Annotated in this window: 9 protein-coding genes and 3 pseudogenes; 9 read left to right on the top strand and 3 right to left on the bottom strand. The window is 40.2% G+C overall.

Translation table 11 applies throughout. From position 1 onward, the window contains the following. Positions 1–26: 26 nt before the first annotated feature. Positions 27–959, bottom strand: coding sequence for an extracellular electron transfer flavoprotein PplA (gene pplA / locus AC1F25_RS09775; protein ID WP_087062887.1), 933 nt, complete (start codon positions 957–959; stop codon positions 27–29). A gap of 301 nt (positions 960–1,260) precedes the next feature. On the opposite strand from pplA, the gene AC1F25_RS09770 reads away from it, so the two are divergent. From AC1F25_RS09770 to AC1F25_RS09755, 4 genes and pseudogenes are all read left to right on the top strand, one after another. Continuing rightward, the gene (locus AC1F25_RS09770; RefSeq protein ID WP_002310575.1) at positions 1,261–3,195 is read left to right on the top strand and encodes an NAD(P)/FAD-dependent oxidoreductase; all 1,935 of its coding nucleotides are present in this window, start codon (positions 1,261–1,263) and stop codon (positions 3,193–3,195) included. 450 nt (positions 3,196–3,645) lie between these two features. Then, a complete protein-coding gene (locus tag AC1F25_RS09765; protein WP_002310574.1) occupies positions 3,646–4,062 on the top strand; it encodes a NusG domain II-containing protein in 417 nt (138 codons plus the stop codon). A gap of 13 nt (positions 4,063–4,075) precedes the next feature. Next, a complete protein-coding gene (locus AC1F25_RS09760) occupies positions 4,076–4,642 on the top strand; it encodes a Gx transporter family protein (protein WP_002310572.1) in 567 nt (188 codons plus the stop codon). 22 nt (positions 4,643–4,664) lie between these two features. Next, positions 4,665–5,650: pseudogene (locus tag AC1F25_RS09755) on the top strand (polyprenyl synthetase family protein). A 154-nt stretch (positions 5,651–5,804) separates the two neighbouring features. Here AC1F25_RS09755 and scm read toward each other — a convergent pair. Next, positions 5,805–7,310: pseudogene (gene scm, locus AC1F25_RS09750) on the bottom strand (collagen-binding MSCRAMM adhesin Scm). Between the two features lie 285 nt (positions 7,311–7,595). Here scm and AC1F25_RS09745 point away from each other — a divergent pair. Next, the gene (locus tag AC1F25_RS09745) at positions 7,596–8,120 is read left to right on the top strand and encodes a mycothiol transferase (protein WP_479994076.1); all 525 of its coding nucleotides are present in this window, start codon (positions 7,596–7,598) and stop codon (positions 8,118–8,120) included. A 56-nt stretch (positions 8,121–8,176) separates the two neighbouring features. Here AC1F25_RS09745 and AC1F25_RS09740 read toward each other — a convergent pair whose 3' ends face one another. Continuing rightward, positions 8,177–9,574 (bottom strand): leucine-rich repeat domain-containing protein, encoded by a 1,398-nt coding sequence (locus AC1F25_RS09740; RefSeq protein WP_230311450.1) that lies wholly within the window; start codon positions 9,572–9,574, stop codon positions 8,177–8,179. Positions 9,575–10,039: 465 nt separating this feature from the next. Here AC1F25_RS09740 and AC1F25_RS09735 point away from each other — a divergent pair, with 465 nt between their 5' ends. From AC1F25_RS09735 to AC1F25_RS09720, 4 genes and pseudogenes are all read left to right on the top strand, one after another. After that, complete coding sequence (locus AC1F25_RS09735) at positions 10,040–10,489, top strand: hypothetical protein (protein WP_002316894.1); 450 nt, start codon at positions 10,040–10,042, stop codon at positions 10,487–10,489. Between the two features lie 35 nt (positions 10,490–10,524). After that, positions 10,525–11,136, top strand: coding sequence for a hypothetical protein (locus AC1F25_RS09730; RefSeq protein WP_002314272.1), 612 nt, complete (start codon positions 10,525–10,527; stop codon positions 11,134–11,136). Between the two features lie 4 nt (positions 11,137–11,140). Further along, a complete protein-coding gene (locus AC1F25_RS09725; protein ID WP_002310562.1) occupies positions 11,141–11,545 on the top strand; it encodes an LPXTG cell wall anchor domain-containing protein in 405 nt (134 codons plus the stop codon). 36 nt (positions 11,546–11,581) lie between these two features. Further along, positions 11,582–17,587, top strand: a pseudogene (locus AC1F25_RS09720) (putative mucin/carbohydrate-binding domain-containing protein). Positions 17,588–17,859 lie beyond the last annotated feature (272 nt).

Raw genomic sequence — 17,859 nt, 5'->3', positions numbered from 1 at the left:
ACTTTTATTAATATGGTTATATGATATTACTCTGTTACGATATTGTCTACTTCGATTGTTTGAGTGTCGCCTTTTTCAGCTGCATTCACTAATTGTTGTGCGTACATGATGAATGAATGTGAGCTGTGTGTAGCACCTGTAACAACTTCTACATCAGCAGGTGAGCCATCTTCTTCACCCATTGCTTTGACGAATTCATCGTTAAGAGTAGGGATGTAAGTTTTTGGTTCTGTTCCGTTTTTGGCTTTCATGTTTTCATTGTATTCTGTATCATCTTGTTTTGATTTACCGTCTTTGTCGATATAATCAAAGTTTGATTCAGTTACTTTGCCGCCAGCAACTGTCATTTCGAATTGCACACGGTAGCCGTTAGAGTAGTTCTTTTCTTCTAGCTTGTAAGTGCCGTCTTTCAAATCAGCACCATTGTCGATTTCGATTGTATCTGTGTTCCCAGCTTGAGCAGCTTGGATCAATTGTTGTGCGTAGTTTTGGAAGCTTTCAGATGAGTGAGTAGCTCCAGTTACGACTTCCACACCGCTTGCGCTTTGTGCTTTTAAGAATTGGTCGTTCAACTCAGGAATATATTTTTCTGGATTTGTGCCAGATTTTGCTTCCATGTTTTTGTTGTATTCTGCATCTTTTGTTTTTGATTCGCCGTTTTCATTGATGTTATCATATTTTGATTCAGTAATTTTACCGTCTTTTACAACCATTTCAAAAACTGCGCGGTAACCATTTGAATAATTTTTTTCTTCTAATTTATATGTGCCGTCTTGCAAGTCTCCGCCAGCAACAACTTTTGTAGATGATTCTGTTGTGCTTTTTGCAGTTGAAGATTGTGCTGTAGATGATTCAGAAGAAGAATTTGAACTTCCGTTATCATCTGCGCCGCAAGCGCCTAACACTAGAGCTGAAAATGCTAACACGGCAAATCCAGTTACAAAACGTTTTTTCTTCATTTTAATACCCCACCATTCCATTTTTAGTCCACAATTTTTCTTTGTGATTCATTATACATTCTAATCTTTTTAGCCTATAAGTCAACTATTTTTGATAAATAACCCACGTAATATTTCAAACGTTTTCTTTCAGCGAATTTCGTGAAAAAACGCTTTATTTTAAAATTTGAAAAAAATCCAAAAGGAGTTAGACAAAAGAACAGAACATCTATATAATATATGGAGATTGTGTAATAAGTATCAAACTAAAAGAATTATCATATATTTATGATATAGATAGTCTATAAGGAGCGGATGATCAATGGCAAAGCAAAATATTGTCGTTGTAGGAGCAGGATATGCCGGTGTTTCAGCTACAAAATACTTGGCAAAAAAACTGAAAAAAGAAGATGTAGCAATTACTCTGATCGATCGTCATTCGTACCATACTATGATGACCGAGTTGCATGAAGTAGCTGGCGGACGTGTAGAACCAGAAGCAATCCAATACGATCTGCAGCATTTGTTTGCTCGTCAAAAGAATGTACAACTTGTCACAGATACAGTTGTCGGTATCGATAAAGAACAGAAAATCGTCAAGACCAAATTGGGTTCCTATCCTTTTGATCAGCTGATCCTTGGAATGGGCGGAGAGCCGAATGACTTTGGTACACCTGGTGTCAAAGCTCACGGATTCACCCTTTGGTCATTTGAAGATTCTGTAAGGATTCGTGAACATATTGAGAAAACAGTAGCAAAAGCTGCGTTGGAACCAAATGATGAGTTGCGTAAAGCCATGCTGACTTTCGTTGTCTGTGGTTCTGGGTTTACCGGTATTGAAATGATTGGGGAACTGATTGACTGGAAAAATCGCTTAGCCAAAGATTACAAGTTGGATCCAAACGAGATCACACTGATGGTCGTAGAGGCAATGCCGACGATCTTGAATATGTTAGACCGAAATGATGCTGCAAAAGCTGAACGCTATTTGCGTAAGCACAATGTAGAATTATTATTGAATGCACCAATCGTAGAAGTGGCTGCGGATCATATCAAGCTGAAGGACGGACGCAACATTCCGACCCACACACTGATTTGGACAGCTGGTGTTAAAGGAACTTCTGATGCTGCTGATTTTGGATTAGAAGCAGCACGCGGACAGCGGTTGATCGCCAATGAATACATGCAGGCAAAAGGCTACGAAGATAAAAACATCTATATCATCGGTGATTTAGTCTTTTATGAAGAGTTTCCAGGAACACCGACACCGCAGATCGTCCAAGCTGCTGAACAAACAGGACACACAGCCGCAGCGAATATCGTGGCTTCGATCAAAGGCGGAGAAAAGCATAAATTTAAAGGAAACTATCAAGGATTTATGGTTTCTATTGGTGCCAAATGGGGGGTAGCTAACCTATTTGACAAGATCCATTTAAGCGGATTTTTAGCTATCGTAATGAAACATATCGTGAATTTGAAATACTTCTTTGATATTCGTTCTGGTTATTATATGTTCCAATATTTAATGCATGAGTTTTTCCATATCAAAGACGATCGCAACGTGACTCGAGGACATTCTTCTCGTTACGGTAACGTCTTATGGAGTGTGCCACTTCGTATTTTCTATGGTTTAGTTTGGTTCGTTGAAGCTTCCAAAAAAATCATTGGTAATGGTGAAGTGTTCAGACCAAGTACTTGGTTTGGTGAAGGATCATGGTTCACTGGAAACAGTGTATTTCCTTGGACGTGGGAATATAATGTAACAGATGTTGCCAGTGGTGCTTCTGCTGCTGGAGATGCAACCACAGCTGCCAGCGGAGCAGGGGCAAGTGCCGGAGAAGCAGCGACTCATGCTGCACATTTCGGTTTGAGTTATGCATACGGAGAAGAACCAATGGCTGTGATCGAGAAGTCACCAGACTGGTTCACGAAGATTATGCAAGTAATCATGCCAAATAATGATGTAGCAATGTTCTTCCAAAAATTTATGGTATTCTTTGAAATCGCCTTGGCATTAGCATTGATTGCTGGATTATTCACATGGCTATGCAGTGCGACAACGATCGTATTAGTGATCACATTCTGTTTATCAGGAATGTTTTATTGGGTAAACATTTGGTTCATTTTTGTTGCTTTCGCATTGATGAACGGCTCTGGTCGTGCGATTGGTTTGGATCGTTGGGTGATTCCGTGGCTACAACGTACACTAGGCAATTGGTGGTACGGTAGACCAAGTGCCCAATACGGCAAGAAATAAATAGATAAAAATAAATGAACAACGTTATTTGAATGCAAGATTTTCAATAGAAAGGGGCTGAGGCAAACCGTCGCAGCCTCCTTTTTATGTAAAACAAAGGAATAAGATGCCCGAGATAAACCTCCATGAGCAAGACACAGGTGTCATAACCTCTGATAAACGGTATTCCAGAAGTAGCTTCTTCGGAAATAAGACGAAATTTCACAAAAATTTGAGAAGCAATTTTCATAAATTCCTTCTTATTTCTTGAAGCTGCCCACTTCTGTCACAACCTCTTGATATAAACGGTGTTCCACCTGCTGCTTCTCGGTAATAAGCCCAGAGAATTAGAAAACATGGAAAGCTGCTTTCTATTCTTCGTTCTTATTACTCAAAGCAAGGCACAGGTGTCACAACCTCTTGTTTTTATGCTAAAATTGGGTGAGTTAATCTGGAAAAAGGAGAACAAAAATGAGCCTTAAAGAATTTGCTGAAAAAAGTCTGCTCAAACCTTGGGATGTTTTTATTATTTTGCTTTTGACTGTTCTTTCTTTTTTACCAGTCATGATTTTTGGTCTTCAGCAAAATACCGCAACAGCAGAAAAAGAAGCGGTACTGCGTGTGGATGGCACAGAAATCAAAACATTCCCTTTGATGGCTGGAGAAAAGAGCTACACATATACTTACAAAGATAAACACGGAGATTATAACTTGATTGAGATAGATGGCGATCGAGTACGGATAAAAGAAGCAGACTGCGATGACCAGATCTGCGTACGTCGAGGCTGGGCAACAAAAAATGGTGAAACCATTGTTTGTTTACCACATAAATTAGTGATCGAGGTCCGATCTACAGATGGGGGTGACGAAGACAGTCTGATTTATTAGACCTTCACACACCATGAGCAAATTACAAAAAATGATTTATATTTCGCTACTTGTTGCACAAGGAGTGATCATTGGCTTATTGGAAAATATGATTCCTTATCCTTTTGCTTTTGCGCCTGGAGCAAAATTGGGCTTAGCCAACCTGATCACGATCGTTGCGATTTTTACCATGAAAAAACGGGACAGCTTCTTGCTATTGTGGCTGCGACTATTTCTGACTACCTTGCTAGGTGGAACGATTTCCACGTTCCTTTACAGCATGAGCGGTGCTCTGCTTAGTTATTTTGGGATGTTATTGGTCAAGCAATTAGGACCCAAACGTATCAGTATCATCGGGATCAGTGCGGCCGGTGGGTTCATGCATAATGTCGGTCAGCTTTTGATGGCCTCTTTCATTGCGCAATCATGGACAGTCATGCTGTACTTGCCAGTCCTTTCCGTTTTAGGAATCTTGTCAGGAATCGCTATCGGAATCGCGGCGAATTATCTTTTACGACATGTGCAGACACTGCAACGATTCCAAAAAGATTATGAGCAGGGAACCAAACAACAATGGAGCCCGATGTTTACCAAAAAATAATCGTCACACAAGGAGTTTTTTTATGAAGCTACATCCAATGTGGGAAAACTATCCTGCTTTAAGTAAAGAATTGACAGAAACACTAAAACGGATGGAAGAAACTGTCCGTCTGAAAAACAAACCTGTCGAACAAGCAATCAAAGAAACGATCCATGCTGGCGGAAAAATGTTGCGACCTGCCTATCAGCTACTGTTCTCACAATTTGGACCAGAGCAAGACCGGGACAAAGCCATCGCTTTGGCAGCTTCCATCGAAATGCTCCATACGGCCACACTGATTCATGATGATATCGTTGATGAAGCAGATCTGCGGCGTGGTCAGCCTAATATCCGTAGTCAGTTTGGGAATGTCGTTTCTGTTTATGCAGGAGATTATTTATTCGTCTGCTGTTTTAAACTATTGTCTGATTACTCGACTTCCCTGAAAAGTCTTCAATTGAATTCTCGCAGTATGGAAAAAGTATTGAATGGCGAATTAGGGCAGATGGATGATCGCTATAATTATGAACTTTCTGTAAAAGAATATTTGGAGAATATCTCAGGTAAGACAGCTGAATTGTTCCAACTAAGTTGTTCTGTTGGCGCTTTTGAAAGTGGAACAAGCGAGCGTTTCGCAAAAAAAGCAGGAGATATCGGACTCTCTATCGGGATGGCCTTCCAAATTATTGATGATATTTTGGATTATACAAAAGAGAGTCAGGAAATCGGGAAACCTGTACTAGAAGACATGCGTCAAGGAGTCTATTCTTTGCCATTGATCTATTCTTTGAAAAAAAAAAACAGAGTTTACTGCCTTATTTAGAGAAGAAAACGAAAATGACAGAAGAAGATATTGAAGCTGTACGCAAAATCGTTGAACGTACAGGAGGTGTGGGAGAAGCCAAGAAATTAGCAGCAGCCTACACAGAAAAGGCGTTGAAAGAAATCAAGAAATTACCTGATACCTCTCTTCGAACGAGAGAAAATCTTTTTTCCCTTACTCAATTGATTCTAGACCGCAAAGACTGAACAGAAATTGGTGCAACACGTGGATAAATTCCTAAGGATGAAATCTACATGTTTTTGGATCACTTGAAATGGATTTTTTGATGTTAACAAGCAAAAATAAAGAGCAATGTCACTAACTGACGTTGCTCTTTATTTTTTATCTCGGTTCATTTTTTTATCTTTTCGACTTCTTATTACTCATGAAAGTGATTCTTAAACCGATTACAAGTAATATAACGCCTGCGATTGTTATCCAATTATTTGATTGACTTCCAGTTTTAGGAAGTACTTTTTTCGATTTATTTAAACGATCATCGCTTGTTTTATTAGCTAAGTTAACGTTCGTCTTGTTATCCGAACTTGTTCTTGGGAAAGAGACACTTGCATGACGACTGTCACTTGTGATAAATGTTGTATCTGCCGTATCGATACTGTCACTTGAAGTGGTAGTAGAATCCGAGCTATCGCTTGAAGTCGTTGTGTCAGTACTATCACTTGTGGACGTTGTATCCGAGCTATCGCTTGAAGTCGTTGTGTCGGTACTATCGCTTGTGGTAGTAGTATCTGTGCTATCGCTTGTAGCAGTTGTGTCAGTACTATCACTTGTGGTAGTAGAATCCGAGCTATCGCTTGAAGTCGTTGTGTCGGTACTATCACTTGTGGACGTTGTATCTGTACCGCCTGTACCATTGTCGCTGATAAATATTTCGTTAGGATCCCAACGATTGGTAGCCGCATCTAAAATCACATTTGTCCCTATAATCGTTCCATCTTGGTTTTGAGTAATGTGAATAGTGGCATTAGGCGCAAGGATTGTTCCTTGAAAAGGAGCACTGATTGTCAAATAAGTCATCTCATTTCCGAAATTCCAAGAGATATTCGCATCCGAAAAATCTTCTGTTTCATGATTTGAGCGATCGTTGTATTTGATTGGTGACTGTACGTTCAATGCAGAAGAACTGTTGATGACATTGAATACGACTACTTGATCACTTGGATTGATGATTTGAAGTGGCGTATTCATCGTTAACACTTCTGCGTCGATATTTACCAATAAAAATCCAGAATCTGATAGACCAGTCAAATCAATTGTTCGATTATTCATGTCTGGAAAATCCGCAGCAGTATATGTTTTACCTGGGGTGGCAGTTGCAAGGTCATTTGCTGCTACATTCAATCTAGCAAACTCTTGCTCGAAATCAATATATTCGTTTCCATCACGGTCTTTATAAAAATCATCCGGAGTTAAGTGATCAAGCCTTGATCACTTAACCGTAGGATGTCCATCTTGTAATGCTATATCCACATCACTACCAACGACAAATTTATTTACTCTTGTGTCGCCAGTAGGGATACCTGAAGAATTAATGAAAGAATCAGTTTTTTGTATATAATTGATCTCTTGGTTCAATAAGCCTTCATGAAGCTCTGTCCCAAAATTATTATTTGCATCCAGTTCATGTGTTGCTATATTTCCGTCTGTATGGGCATTAACTGTTGTCTTGTTTTTGGCAAATACATGGAATTGACCAGCAATTCCCAGCAAACCATAGTTACCAGTTAAATCATTATAAACATTCCCAGGATCTTTAGGAAATGTCTCCGCTGAAACAGCCACACCATACGAAAAGATGTTGAACAATAAAGTAACTAATATTAATAAACTTACCCTTTTTTTCATCTTTTCCCTTCCTTTCATTTCAAACATTTTCCTGTTATACTCTTTTTTTCCTAGGCTTAAACTGTTCGTTTAAAAAATCATTGTTTATTTAAACAATATTAATGAATCATTCATTTTATTGATTTTTGTTCAAATGGAAAATAGAGAACATCTTTCTCTTTCAATCTCCAAACGATTCATACTAGTGACTGGAAAGTGTAAAAAATGAGGGGGTGTAGTAACATATAAGTAGAAATTCTAGAGTTAGGAAAAAGCAAGCAGGATAAATAAAAAGGAGGAAAATAGATGAATTATTTAGATATGTTATGCGAGAGCATAGACCGAGCATACGAGCGATTTGAACGTTTGTTTGAAGGTGTCTCTATTGAGGAGGCCAACCGTTTTTCAGTGGAAGACAGAGCCCCACAAATCAAATCAATGACTTGGCTGGCTTGGCATACCGCTCGAGAATTGGATTTCCAGATTGCTGATTTAGCCAGTACCTCTCCAATTTGGCACAGCCAAGATTGGGAAAGCCGATTTCCGATGAGAATAGCAGATGACGAACAAGATTGGAAGCACAGTCTGGAACGAGCAAAACAAATCCAAACTAATCAAGTAGAAGACTTGCTAGGGTACTTGCGGGCTGCTTCTGATTCTGCTTTTTCCTATTTAAGAGGGTTAGAACCTTCCGAGCTAGATGAAGTAATTGACGAAAACTGGACACCACCAGTCACGCGAGGGATGCGTCTTGTTTCTATTATTGATGATGCTGCCATGCACTCTGGTCAGGTGATCTATGCGAGACGTTTATTGGGATTGAAAGACTAAGACACTAAATAAAAAAGAACTTACGACAAAAACAAGTCGTAAGTTCTTTTTTGATTTTAGTTGATTGGCATCCATGATCTATATATAAGATCGAAAGCAGGATCTGATTTTCTCCTGCTGTTAGAAACGGCAATGATCGTGATTGGGTATTGTCCATGATGACGAATGTCCTCAGCTATGAATTCGGGTTCCGTTGTTGTAGCAATTAGAAAGTCCCATAGATAGAATTCGTAGTGACTGATACCGTAATGATCTACTGAAGGCTCCCAAGTAACTGTCGTGCTTCTTGGATTGAATGTATAGCGAATTCTTCCAGGCTGAGACGGTCGGTAATCAGGAATCGCTTGTTGGATGACGGTACCACTAAATTCAATTGAAGCACCGCCTGTGGTGTACCAGTGAAGATTGTTCGTACCAGCTTCATGCCAAATCACATTCTCTCCGTCATAGGTACCGGGATGATCAAAGACGATTTCAGGTAACTGCCCAAAACGATCTCTGATACGTAATGGAAATGGTGTATAGACAGTGGCGACAGATGGGCTGACTAATTGGTCTCTGGCGTTAAGAAAGCTTATTTCAGGCATGTTTTTCAAAGTGTCAATTGATGTCAATTTATTAGCAGTTAAAAAGACACTTCTCAAATTCACTAAACTTTCTAAAGGTTCGATCGTAGAAAGATTATTGTTTGAAAGACCTAAGGCTTCCAGTGTGGTGAATTGTGCGATCTTATTCAAGAATTGGAGTTGCGCCTCATTATTTAAGTAAGGGAAATCATTGTACCCTAACTCTAAGAGGGACAATTTTGGAAACTGTAATTGGTCATCCAATAGGCGGATTTGATTATGTGCTCCGTAAATTCTTTCTAGATTGACATGGTTCTTCAATGGTGAGATGTCTGCGACAAGATTATAGTTGAACTCGATCATCTCCAAATTATGTAGATTGTATAGCTCTGTTAATGTAGGCACCTGATTTCTTGAAATCCATAGATGAGTTAAGGAGGTACAGATGGCTATTCTTCTTAGTGTAGTCAAACCGTTATTTACCAAGGACAACAGTTCAAGTGAAGGGACATCTTTTAGTGTCTCCAAACTGCTGATCTGGTTAGAATCTGCTCCGATAATTTTTATATTAAGAAGTTCTCCTAAAGGGGACAAATCAGACACACGGTTATTGTTGAAACGAAAGTTTTCTATATTCTTTGCATGTTCCATGCCTGACAAGTCTGCAATTTCCTGATTAGAGACATCTAATACGATCAAACTCTCCATATGTTTATCGGTAATCGGTTCGTTTTCACTTAAACCAAAGTGCTCCTTCAAACAACGTTCCAAGTTCCTATCTTTGATTTGGATCGCTGTTTGGTTTTCAGGCTCGACCACTCGCGTAATGAAAGTAGATACAAGTGGGTCTATTTCTGAGGTGAGTATATTTTCTAGTTCTGTATTCATTTCTCTATGTACTGTTGCAACACTCGGTTGTCTTTCTGGTAAAGAGGTTCCTTCTACTTGTAGAGTAGGAATAGTAGTAAGGAATGTACTAACATAATAGTGAAGCCGTCAGTAAACGTGATTTTCTATTTTTCATTTCAAATCCCTCCATTTTCCATTGTAATCGGTTACTATTTCATCCTAATAAATAATCCAATAAGAAGGAAGTTCATTTAACTTTTCTGGTCATCCACATATTTCTGTAAAAGGAAAAAACTGTTCTAAGAGACCGTTCGGCATCTGATAAAGTAGTAACAGGTAGGCGGTTTTAACGAGAAAAACAAATAGAAAAATCAGATACCATTCGTTTGTTTTTGTAGATAAAACCATAATAGCTCTATCGATAAAAAAACGACAAAGGAGGGAGGCATTCTGATAAAGCGACATAAAAAAAAGCTTATCGCTGCTCTAGCGATCGTGACAACTATGCTTATTGGCTTTTTTATCTATGATCATTTTTGGAGAGAACCCGAAGTGATCATGAACTTAAACAGTGGAGACCAGTCATTTATCAAAGACATGTCAGAAGAAGAACTGCGCAATTTTCTACAGGACCAAGCAGACGGTGATTACGTACGATTGAAGTTAGATACAACGATGCGTTTTGATACCTCTGACGATCCGGGATCAGTGAATATCCAAAACCCGCCCAGCAATGAATATGCGATCAAAGTCACAACTTATATAGAAGGGGAAGACGAAGAGATTTATATCTCGGGTGTAATCCAGCCAGAACAATATGTGACGGAAGGAAAACTACTGCGAAAAGTTGAAGAAGGCACATACAAGACAGTTAGTACCGTCCAGTTTTTAGATGATGAATCAAACGTAGTCGGAACGTCTTCTGTCGTAGGGAAGTTAACAGTTGAAAGTTAACTGATAGCAAACATATATTTTTAGGAGGAAAAGAAATGAAATTATCTGCAAAAGTGATGGTGCCGGCACTTGCTTTATTAAGCACGGCGGCGATTGGGCAAACAGTAAGCGCTTATACATGGGTCGGAGGAGAACCTGATCCAAATACGGTGTATGATTCTGTCCAAAAACAAGACAATGCCACGATCCCAGCAGAAGGTACCTTCAAAGAATGGGACCCGACAGATCCGGGACCAGGACCAGAACCAACTGATCCAGTGGATTGGATCGATGTATCGATTCCGACAAAAGTGTTATTCGGACAAACAGATGCAACAGAAGGAAAGATCGTAGCGCCAATCTACCAAATCAGAAACAACTCGGTAAAAGGCGTGAAAGTCTCTGTTGGAAACTTCGTAAAAGGGCAAGATGCAGACAAAGTGCCGGAATTAGTGTTGAACATGGATAGTGTAAGTAGTAGTACATCCATCCCTTTAGTCAATCCAACAACTGCGCCGCAATTTCCACGTGAGTTAGTGACATTGCCGAACAAGGACGATGTCTCAGAGTTTACTTTCTCTGGTAGTGTCGGAGCAAATTTCCAATTTGGGGAAGCAATTAATCCTCAATACGAACTTGTCTTACAATTTGAAGCTATAGGGGTATAAAAAAATGAAAAAAACAGGGATCATTCCACTGGTTTTCCTTCTGGGATTTTTCTGCTTATCAATGAACAGTTTGACAGATGCAGCAGAAAAAGAAAGCACGATCGAAGTCAGCGGTCTGATCTATTCAGAAAAACCAACGGAACCTGGAACAGATCCAAGCACAGATCCTGGAACAGGATCAAGTGCTGGGCCTGATACAGGCTCAACTGCAGATTCCGCAACTGATTCTGGAAAAAGTACCGGTGGAGATACGTCAGGAACATCCGGTTCTAGCGACACTAAGGGCAATTTGCCTCAAACGAATGCTGTAGAAACAAGTAGATGGGTAACGGCAGCAGGTGTGCTGCTTCTCCTCGGTTCTCTTTCTTTATTGAGTAAAAAAGCCTTGTCTGGAGACACATATGTTTAGACAGGCGAACAAATACAAAAGAGAGAGGAGAGAAAAATGAAACTATTCAAAATACTAGCAGTTTTTACGTTGATGATTTCTAGCATCAGTCCAACTACCCTCGTCTATGCAGTTTCAACCTTGACGTCTGAAAGTAGCGAGGTCGCAAGTGAAGAAACACCAACAGCCGAACCACAAGTGGCGGAGGAAGCTGTAGCAGAGCCTACAGAAGAACCTGTAGCAGAAGAACAATCAACGGAACCAACGTCCGTCGATCCACAGACAGACTCAGCTATTCCCGTACCGGAACTAGCTGTGCCAAGTCCGCAGATTCCCCTTCCCAATCTTCCCCAATATCGTGAAGACCTGAGAAGAAACGGGGAAAGTTCTTATCGAGCAGCAGTCCAATCTGGATTTAATACGGGAGTCAGTAACTTGTCAGAATTGGGACCTAATGTAGGAGACAGTATTTCCTACAGCTTTACGTTCCCGACCCATTCTCTCGTATATGGGAACGGCAGTGACTGGATCTCATTTATCGTTGGTAATGGTAATATCGGTGTTGCTTTTGTCAACAGGATGCACTATGGCCGAAATTCTTATGCAAATAATTATCAGATCGGACGCACGGAAGTCGTCGAAGTTGGGGGGCCTTCTGGTGATCTTAGTATTACTTCGAATCACACGATAAACAATAATAATTTCACGATGACGATGTCAGGGACGATCACTAGAACAAGAGTCAGCAACCGTACTAACTACCAATTAACAGCTGGGATTCATAATCTTGTATTAGGCTCTACTGCCGTAGCTTCAGGTGGTGAGGTGCCTGCTACGCCTATAGAAGATGTACCGATCTCTTATCTGTCGATCGGGAACTTTACGGTCAGTAGTAATCCATATACACTCCAGGTCAATGATCCCGGATCATTTCCTTTAGGCCAACACACTGCTGTAAGTTCAACGTACCCAGGTAACACGAATGGGATAAATTATAAGCAGTTTATAAATGTATTGCTAGATGGTGTTCCTATCGGTCAGGATGACTATAGTATATCTGCGCCAGATAGGAAACTTACAACGATTGGTACACATCAACTACCAATAACTGTTCGGATATCCAATGGTACGGTAATAAGTCAGGATATTCCTATAGAGGTGAGTTATACGGATAGGGATACGATCGTCTTTGGAAACAACTACAGATGGGCACCAGTTGGAGGAGCCTATCGAATGATGTCTAGTAGGATAGAGGCATTTGCAGCTGAAGGAAATGATGTCCTAGATATAATAGGTGAGGGCATGAACAGTTCTAACGCTTACTACAGCCTTGGTATATTTGGGGTCAACTCTACTATTTTGTTAAATAATCTTTCCGGTGGAACCACTAAAATAACCCACCGAGTAATGGGAAGCAGTTTTAAACTACAAGCTCTGGACAGGTGGAATAATAGCAGTTACACTCCTACTCCTGGGGATCTTGCCGTTGCCTACCATGCAGAGGGGAAGATCTGGTTATCAAAGCAAGGTCAGATGCCAGATTATACTGGGAGCGCGCAAACAGAATATTTTGAGATTCTTTCGCATGGTCAGTATCGTCAACTTGAACTCCATAAGTTATCGGTCTCCGAACATGAGATTTTTAACGGGATGACCAGAGAAGAACTAGATCAAAATGTTGCTAATTATATAAATGTGGGGACTTCTGGTAGAGTGAAAGTAAAAGGTTTTGTTACCTACCCAGACACGGCTACTAATGGAAGGAAAAACGGGGTCATCCAAGTCGAAGAGATACTCGATTCTGGAAAGACAGCTACTTACAACTACACAGTACCATTTGTTGTTAGTTCTAAACTTGAAGTAACGGCTAAGACTGATAATAAAGTATTGCTAGGAACAGACATGAACACAGTGGATCTTCGTCAGTTTGTAGATGTCGTGGTGGATGGAGAAAAGCTTGATGAAGATCGATATGAAGTGGAAATGACTTCTGCGCCTATCGCTACAGATACCGTGAGTGCTAGAAGAGTACAATCGTTACGGATTACTGTAAATGAAACAGCTCTCTCTCAAGAGATACCTGTCGCTATAGAAATCATATGGGGAGACAGTATCGTCTTTGGACGATTCCCACTCGTTAGTAGGACAGCTGCTGCTTTTACTTTACATCATCGTGAAAATCATCCGTTGATCACTGCAAGTAAAGGATGGAGATCTACTGGTACGTCTGAAAGTATAGCTCCAAATTATGCTGGAAGAGATTACTATAACTTTTCTTGGTACGACTTGAGTCAAAAAAACAGTGTGGATCTAAAGAATGACTCTGCCGGTCAAACAGTAACTGCGCAAGGCGAAGAACAAGAGGATGATGTTTTAAGCCGCTGGACTACACAATCAGTTAACTATGGTGATGTCGTGCGTTCATGGGTAGCAGTACCAGCGGGGAATGCAGTGACAGAAAACGAGCAATTTGTCTATAACGGCGGTGAAGTCTACTATGAAATCACAGCAGGCGGTTATCGAGCACTGAATATCAGTAAACTTACTCCATCAAGTCATATGATCCTACAAGGAACGACGAAAAGTGAGTTAGATAGCCGATTAGCTGAGTTTCTAGATGTATCAAGTGTAGAAGGTGTCAGCTTGGATAAATTCATCTAGTACCCAGACACTTCTGTAGTCGGTACGGCAAGTGGGACGATCCGTGTAAAAGAAACCTTATCTACAGGGAAAATAGTTTCCTATGATTATGAGATTTCATTCACAGTTGAGGCAGAGAACACCCCTCCAACAGCTGACCCAATTGCGCAAGAATTATATTTAGGAGAAGCATTGCCGGATTCGCCGATGGATCTACTAGAAAATATATCAGATGACAGAGACGATCCGTCAGCTCTGAAAGCAACTTATCAAAATCGACCAGATATAAATCTCGTTGGAGAGATGACAGCTAGTATTCAACTAGAAGATTCAGAAGGAGCTGTTTCAATCATCGAGGTACCGATCACCATCAAGTGGGGAAGTACGATTTCCTTAAGAGGGCTTAGTGATCGTACAGTTGGCGCCTATAGTTTAACGAGAAGCACCGATGGCACACTGCGTCTTCATTCGACATTTAGTGACAATAGAACGAATCAAGGTTCGCAAGTCCATTCCTATTATGGAGGCAGTGTCTACTATTCGATCGAAGTATTTGATGGAGAAACAAGCACCTATCAATATGAAGTCACAGGTAATGCGATTATCAGAAATGCAGTAAATGGATTCAATCAAGGCAATCCATTGGAAGTATCTTCGGGGAATGTCGTCAAAGTTTATCACGCAGAATCTAACAGCCGAAGCAGACTGATGGTAAATGAAGTCGCGGAAAACTACTCCTTCGGTACACCTTTTTCTTACTACCGAGTAACGGACAATGGCTTAGTTCCGATCAAACACTTGGAAGCTGAAGCAGTTCCTCAGACATTCTACTTAGGTGAAAACACGGACGGACGTGACCTAAAAGACTTCGTTACGGATGTGCAGGTAAATGGTGTAGCAGTGGATGCAAGTGAATATGAAATCTCGTTACGTTCCGAAGTCAATACGACATTAATCGATACGCGTGAAGTAGAAGTCGAAATACGCACGACGGATGGATTAGGCATCCTGAGAACAACTGTGCCGTATGAGGTCAAATGGGGAAGTACGATTTCCTTGAGAGGACTTGGTGGAAATACAGTCGGATCCTACAGTTTGATAAAAGATAGGAACGGAAAGCTACAACTTCATTCGACATTTGGTGATAACAGTACTCGTCAATATTTAAACGTTCACCCCTATTACGCAAATCTCGTGTATTATTCAATCGAAGTATTAGACGGAGAAACAAGTACCTATCAATATGAAGTCACGGGTAATGCAGTTATCAGGGATGCAATCAATGGGTTCAATCAAGGCCAGCCATTAGAGGTCTCTTCGGGTAATATCATCAAAGTCTACCATGCAGAATCTCGGACTCGAAGCAGACTGATGGTAAATGAAGTTGCGGAGAACTACTCCTTCGGCACACTTTTCTCTTATTATCGAGTGACTGACAATGGATTAGTTCCGATCAAACAGTTGGAAGCCGAAGCAGTTCCTCAGACATTTAACTTAGGTGAAAGTGTCGATGGACGCAATCTAAAGGAATTGATTAGAAATGTACGAGTAAATGGCACAGTCGTAGACGCAAGTGAGTATGAAGTAGTCTTACTCTCAGATCTTAATACGACATTGGTCGGTACCCGTGAAGTGGAAGCCGAAGTACGTACTACGGACGGGTTAGGTGTGACACAGATAACTATACCTTATGAAGTAAAATGGGGAAGTACGCTTAAATTAAAAGGTTATGGTTACGGAACAGTCGGTGTGTACAGTCTAAACAAAAATGCAAATGGGGCTATGCAGATCGTTACAACGAAAGGTGAGATCTACTCACTTACCAGTCAAGTCCATCAGTTGTTCCCAGACACGGTTTACTATTCCATCGAAGTATTGTCTGATGGATCAAGGAAATTCATGCATGAAGTAACAGGGGGAATGATCGTAGAAGATTCGATCAATCAATTCAACAATGGGTCTCCACTAGCTGTAGCTGTCGGAGATGTCGTGAAAGTCTATCACATCGAAGAAGAGGAATCAAATAACTATAAAAATAAAAACTTATTGATGGAAAATGAACAGGAGAAAAATTACACTTATGGTACGAACTATGCTTACTATAAAGTGACAGAAGATGGATTTGAGCCAATGGCTATGCTTGAAGCGAAACCAATAGCTCAAGAATTTATACTGGGAGAAGATACGGGTAAGTTAGACCTTCATGATTTGCTAGAAGATGTCACACTAAATGGTTTAGAGATTCCTTCAGATCAGTACGAAGTAGAGTTACTCGCCAATTTTGATACTGCCTCAGTAGGTACTCGCAATGCAAAAGTCAAAGTAACTTCTATTAGATCCACTGCATCTTTAGAATTAGAAATTCCATACGAAGTGACATGGGGGCATTCGATCGTTTCTAAAACACAATCTATGAATGAAACGCTCAGCGCTGTTTCTTTACTTGATAACAACGGTGTTCCTAAATTGGTAGCTACTAAAGGAAGTGGATTTAGTGATTGGGTTCAGTTAACAGCAAGACCGACGATACAGCTATTCACTACTCCAGATTTAACTGTTTCATCTCATACTGTTTCTTATGTTACGGTGGATCAAACACCGGAAGAGTTGATGGATAAATGGAATTCTCAGTTGAATGGAATCAATAATAGTTTAAGTTATGGAGATGTTCTTTCGCATTCAGTGAAAAAATTAGATAATCTCACTAACTATAATGGAGCTAATACATGGGTTTCAAGAGATAATCAATTAATTACAGAAACAGTAGGATTTGACACAGCCTATTATGAACTAACTTAGTCTGGATTAAATCTACTCCATATCAACCAATTGAAGGTAGAAACGCAAACCATTGAAAATGGATTGACAGAAGAGGAATTAAGTCAAAATATCGAATCCTATCTGTCGACTGACGGATTCGATACGATCAATGTGACAAAGTTCATCCAATATCCTGACACAAGCAAGGCTGGAACAAGTAACGGGATCATCGAAGTAGAAGAAACATTAGCGACAGGTGGCACAGCGAAGTATAACTATACGGTGCCATTTATCGTGGAGAACTCGACGGAATGGATCGATGTCAAGATTTCTAAGAAACTACTTTTCGGTACATCTGATGTGAATAAAGGAGTCGTTTCTTCTCCGCTTTACTATATTGAAAATGCAGGAACGAGAAATCTGAAAGTCAGCGTGGAAGAAATCAACATCACGAACAATACGAATAACTTGGAGCTGTTACGCACAGCTGATGCAGATCCATCTGCAGAGAGGGCAGCAGCAAAACTTCGTATGAATTACAAGACGAGCAATATCCTTGTTGATCTTTATGAAAGTACACCAAATCAGGCAGTTGCTGAGCTAGCACCGAATGAACAAACCCAGTTTATGATTGAAGGTCAATACTTCGGAAACTATCAGTAAGAAGTCAACATTGGATTGGACATCCGCTATCGATTTGAGGTTGCTTCGTAATTTTTGATCCGTTCTGTCGCAGAGAAAAAATTCAAAATGCAAGTGGTGTGTGAAGCACCTGAGAACCAGCTGAAGTTCTTTCCAAAAGCAAAAGAACTTTCTTGATCACTCTATTTATTATTCTATCTATGTAGCAAACAGGAAAAAATAACAAATATGTTATTAAAAGTGTTGCAATCGCATACAAAAAGATTAAAAAACAAAATAGTCCTTTATCATAG

The organism is Enterococcus sp. M-BR2, assembly GCF_056612775.1.
This window is presented reverse-complemented; position numbering and strand designations above follow the sequence as displayed.

Coding starts and splice junctions, on each gene's coding strand:
- pplA (WP_087062887.1), bottom strand. CDS start 959: ATGAAGAAAAAACGTTTTGTAACTGGATTTGCCGTGTTAGCATTTTCA.
- AC1F25_RS09735 (WP_002316894.1), top strand. CDS start 10,040: ATGCTTATTGGCTTTTTTATCTATGATCATTTTTGGAGAGAACCCGAA.
- AC1F25_RS09770 (WP_002310575.1), top strand. CDS start 1,261: ATGGCAAAGCAAAATATTGTCGTTGTAGGAGCAGGATATGCCGGTGTT.
- AC1F25_RS09740 (WP_230311450.1), bottom strand. CDS start 9,574: ATGAATACAGAACTAGAAAATATACTCACCTCAGAAATAGACCCACTT.
- AC1F25_RS09725 (WP_002310562.1), top strand. CDS start 11,141: ATGAAAAAAACAGGGATCATTCCACTGGTTTTCCTTCTGGGATTTTTC.
- AC1F25_RS09730 (WP_002314272.1), top strand. CDS start 10,525: ATGAAATTATCTGCAAAAGTGATGGTGCCGGCACTTGCTTTATTAAGC.
- AC1F25_RS09745 (WP_479994076.1), top strand. CDS start 7,596: ATGAATTATTTAGATATGTTATGCGAGAGCATAGACCGAGCATACGAG.
- AC1F25_RS09765 (WP_002310574.1), top strand. CDS start 3,646: ATGAGCCTTAAAGAATTTGCTGAAAAAAGTCTGCTCAAACCTTGGGAT.
- AC1F25_RS09760 (WP_002310572.1), top strand. CDS start 4,076: ATGAGCAAATTACAAAAAATGATTTATATTTCGCTACTTGTTGCACAA.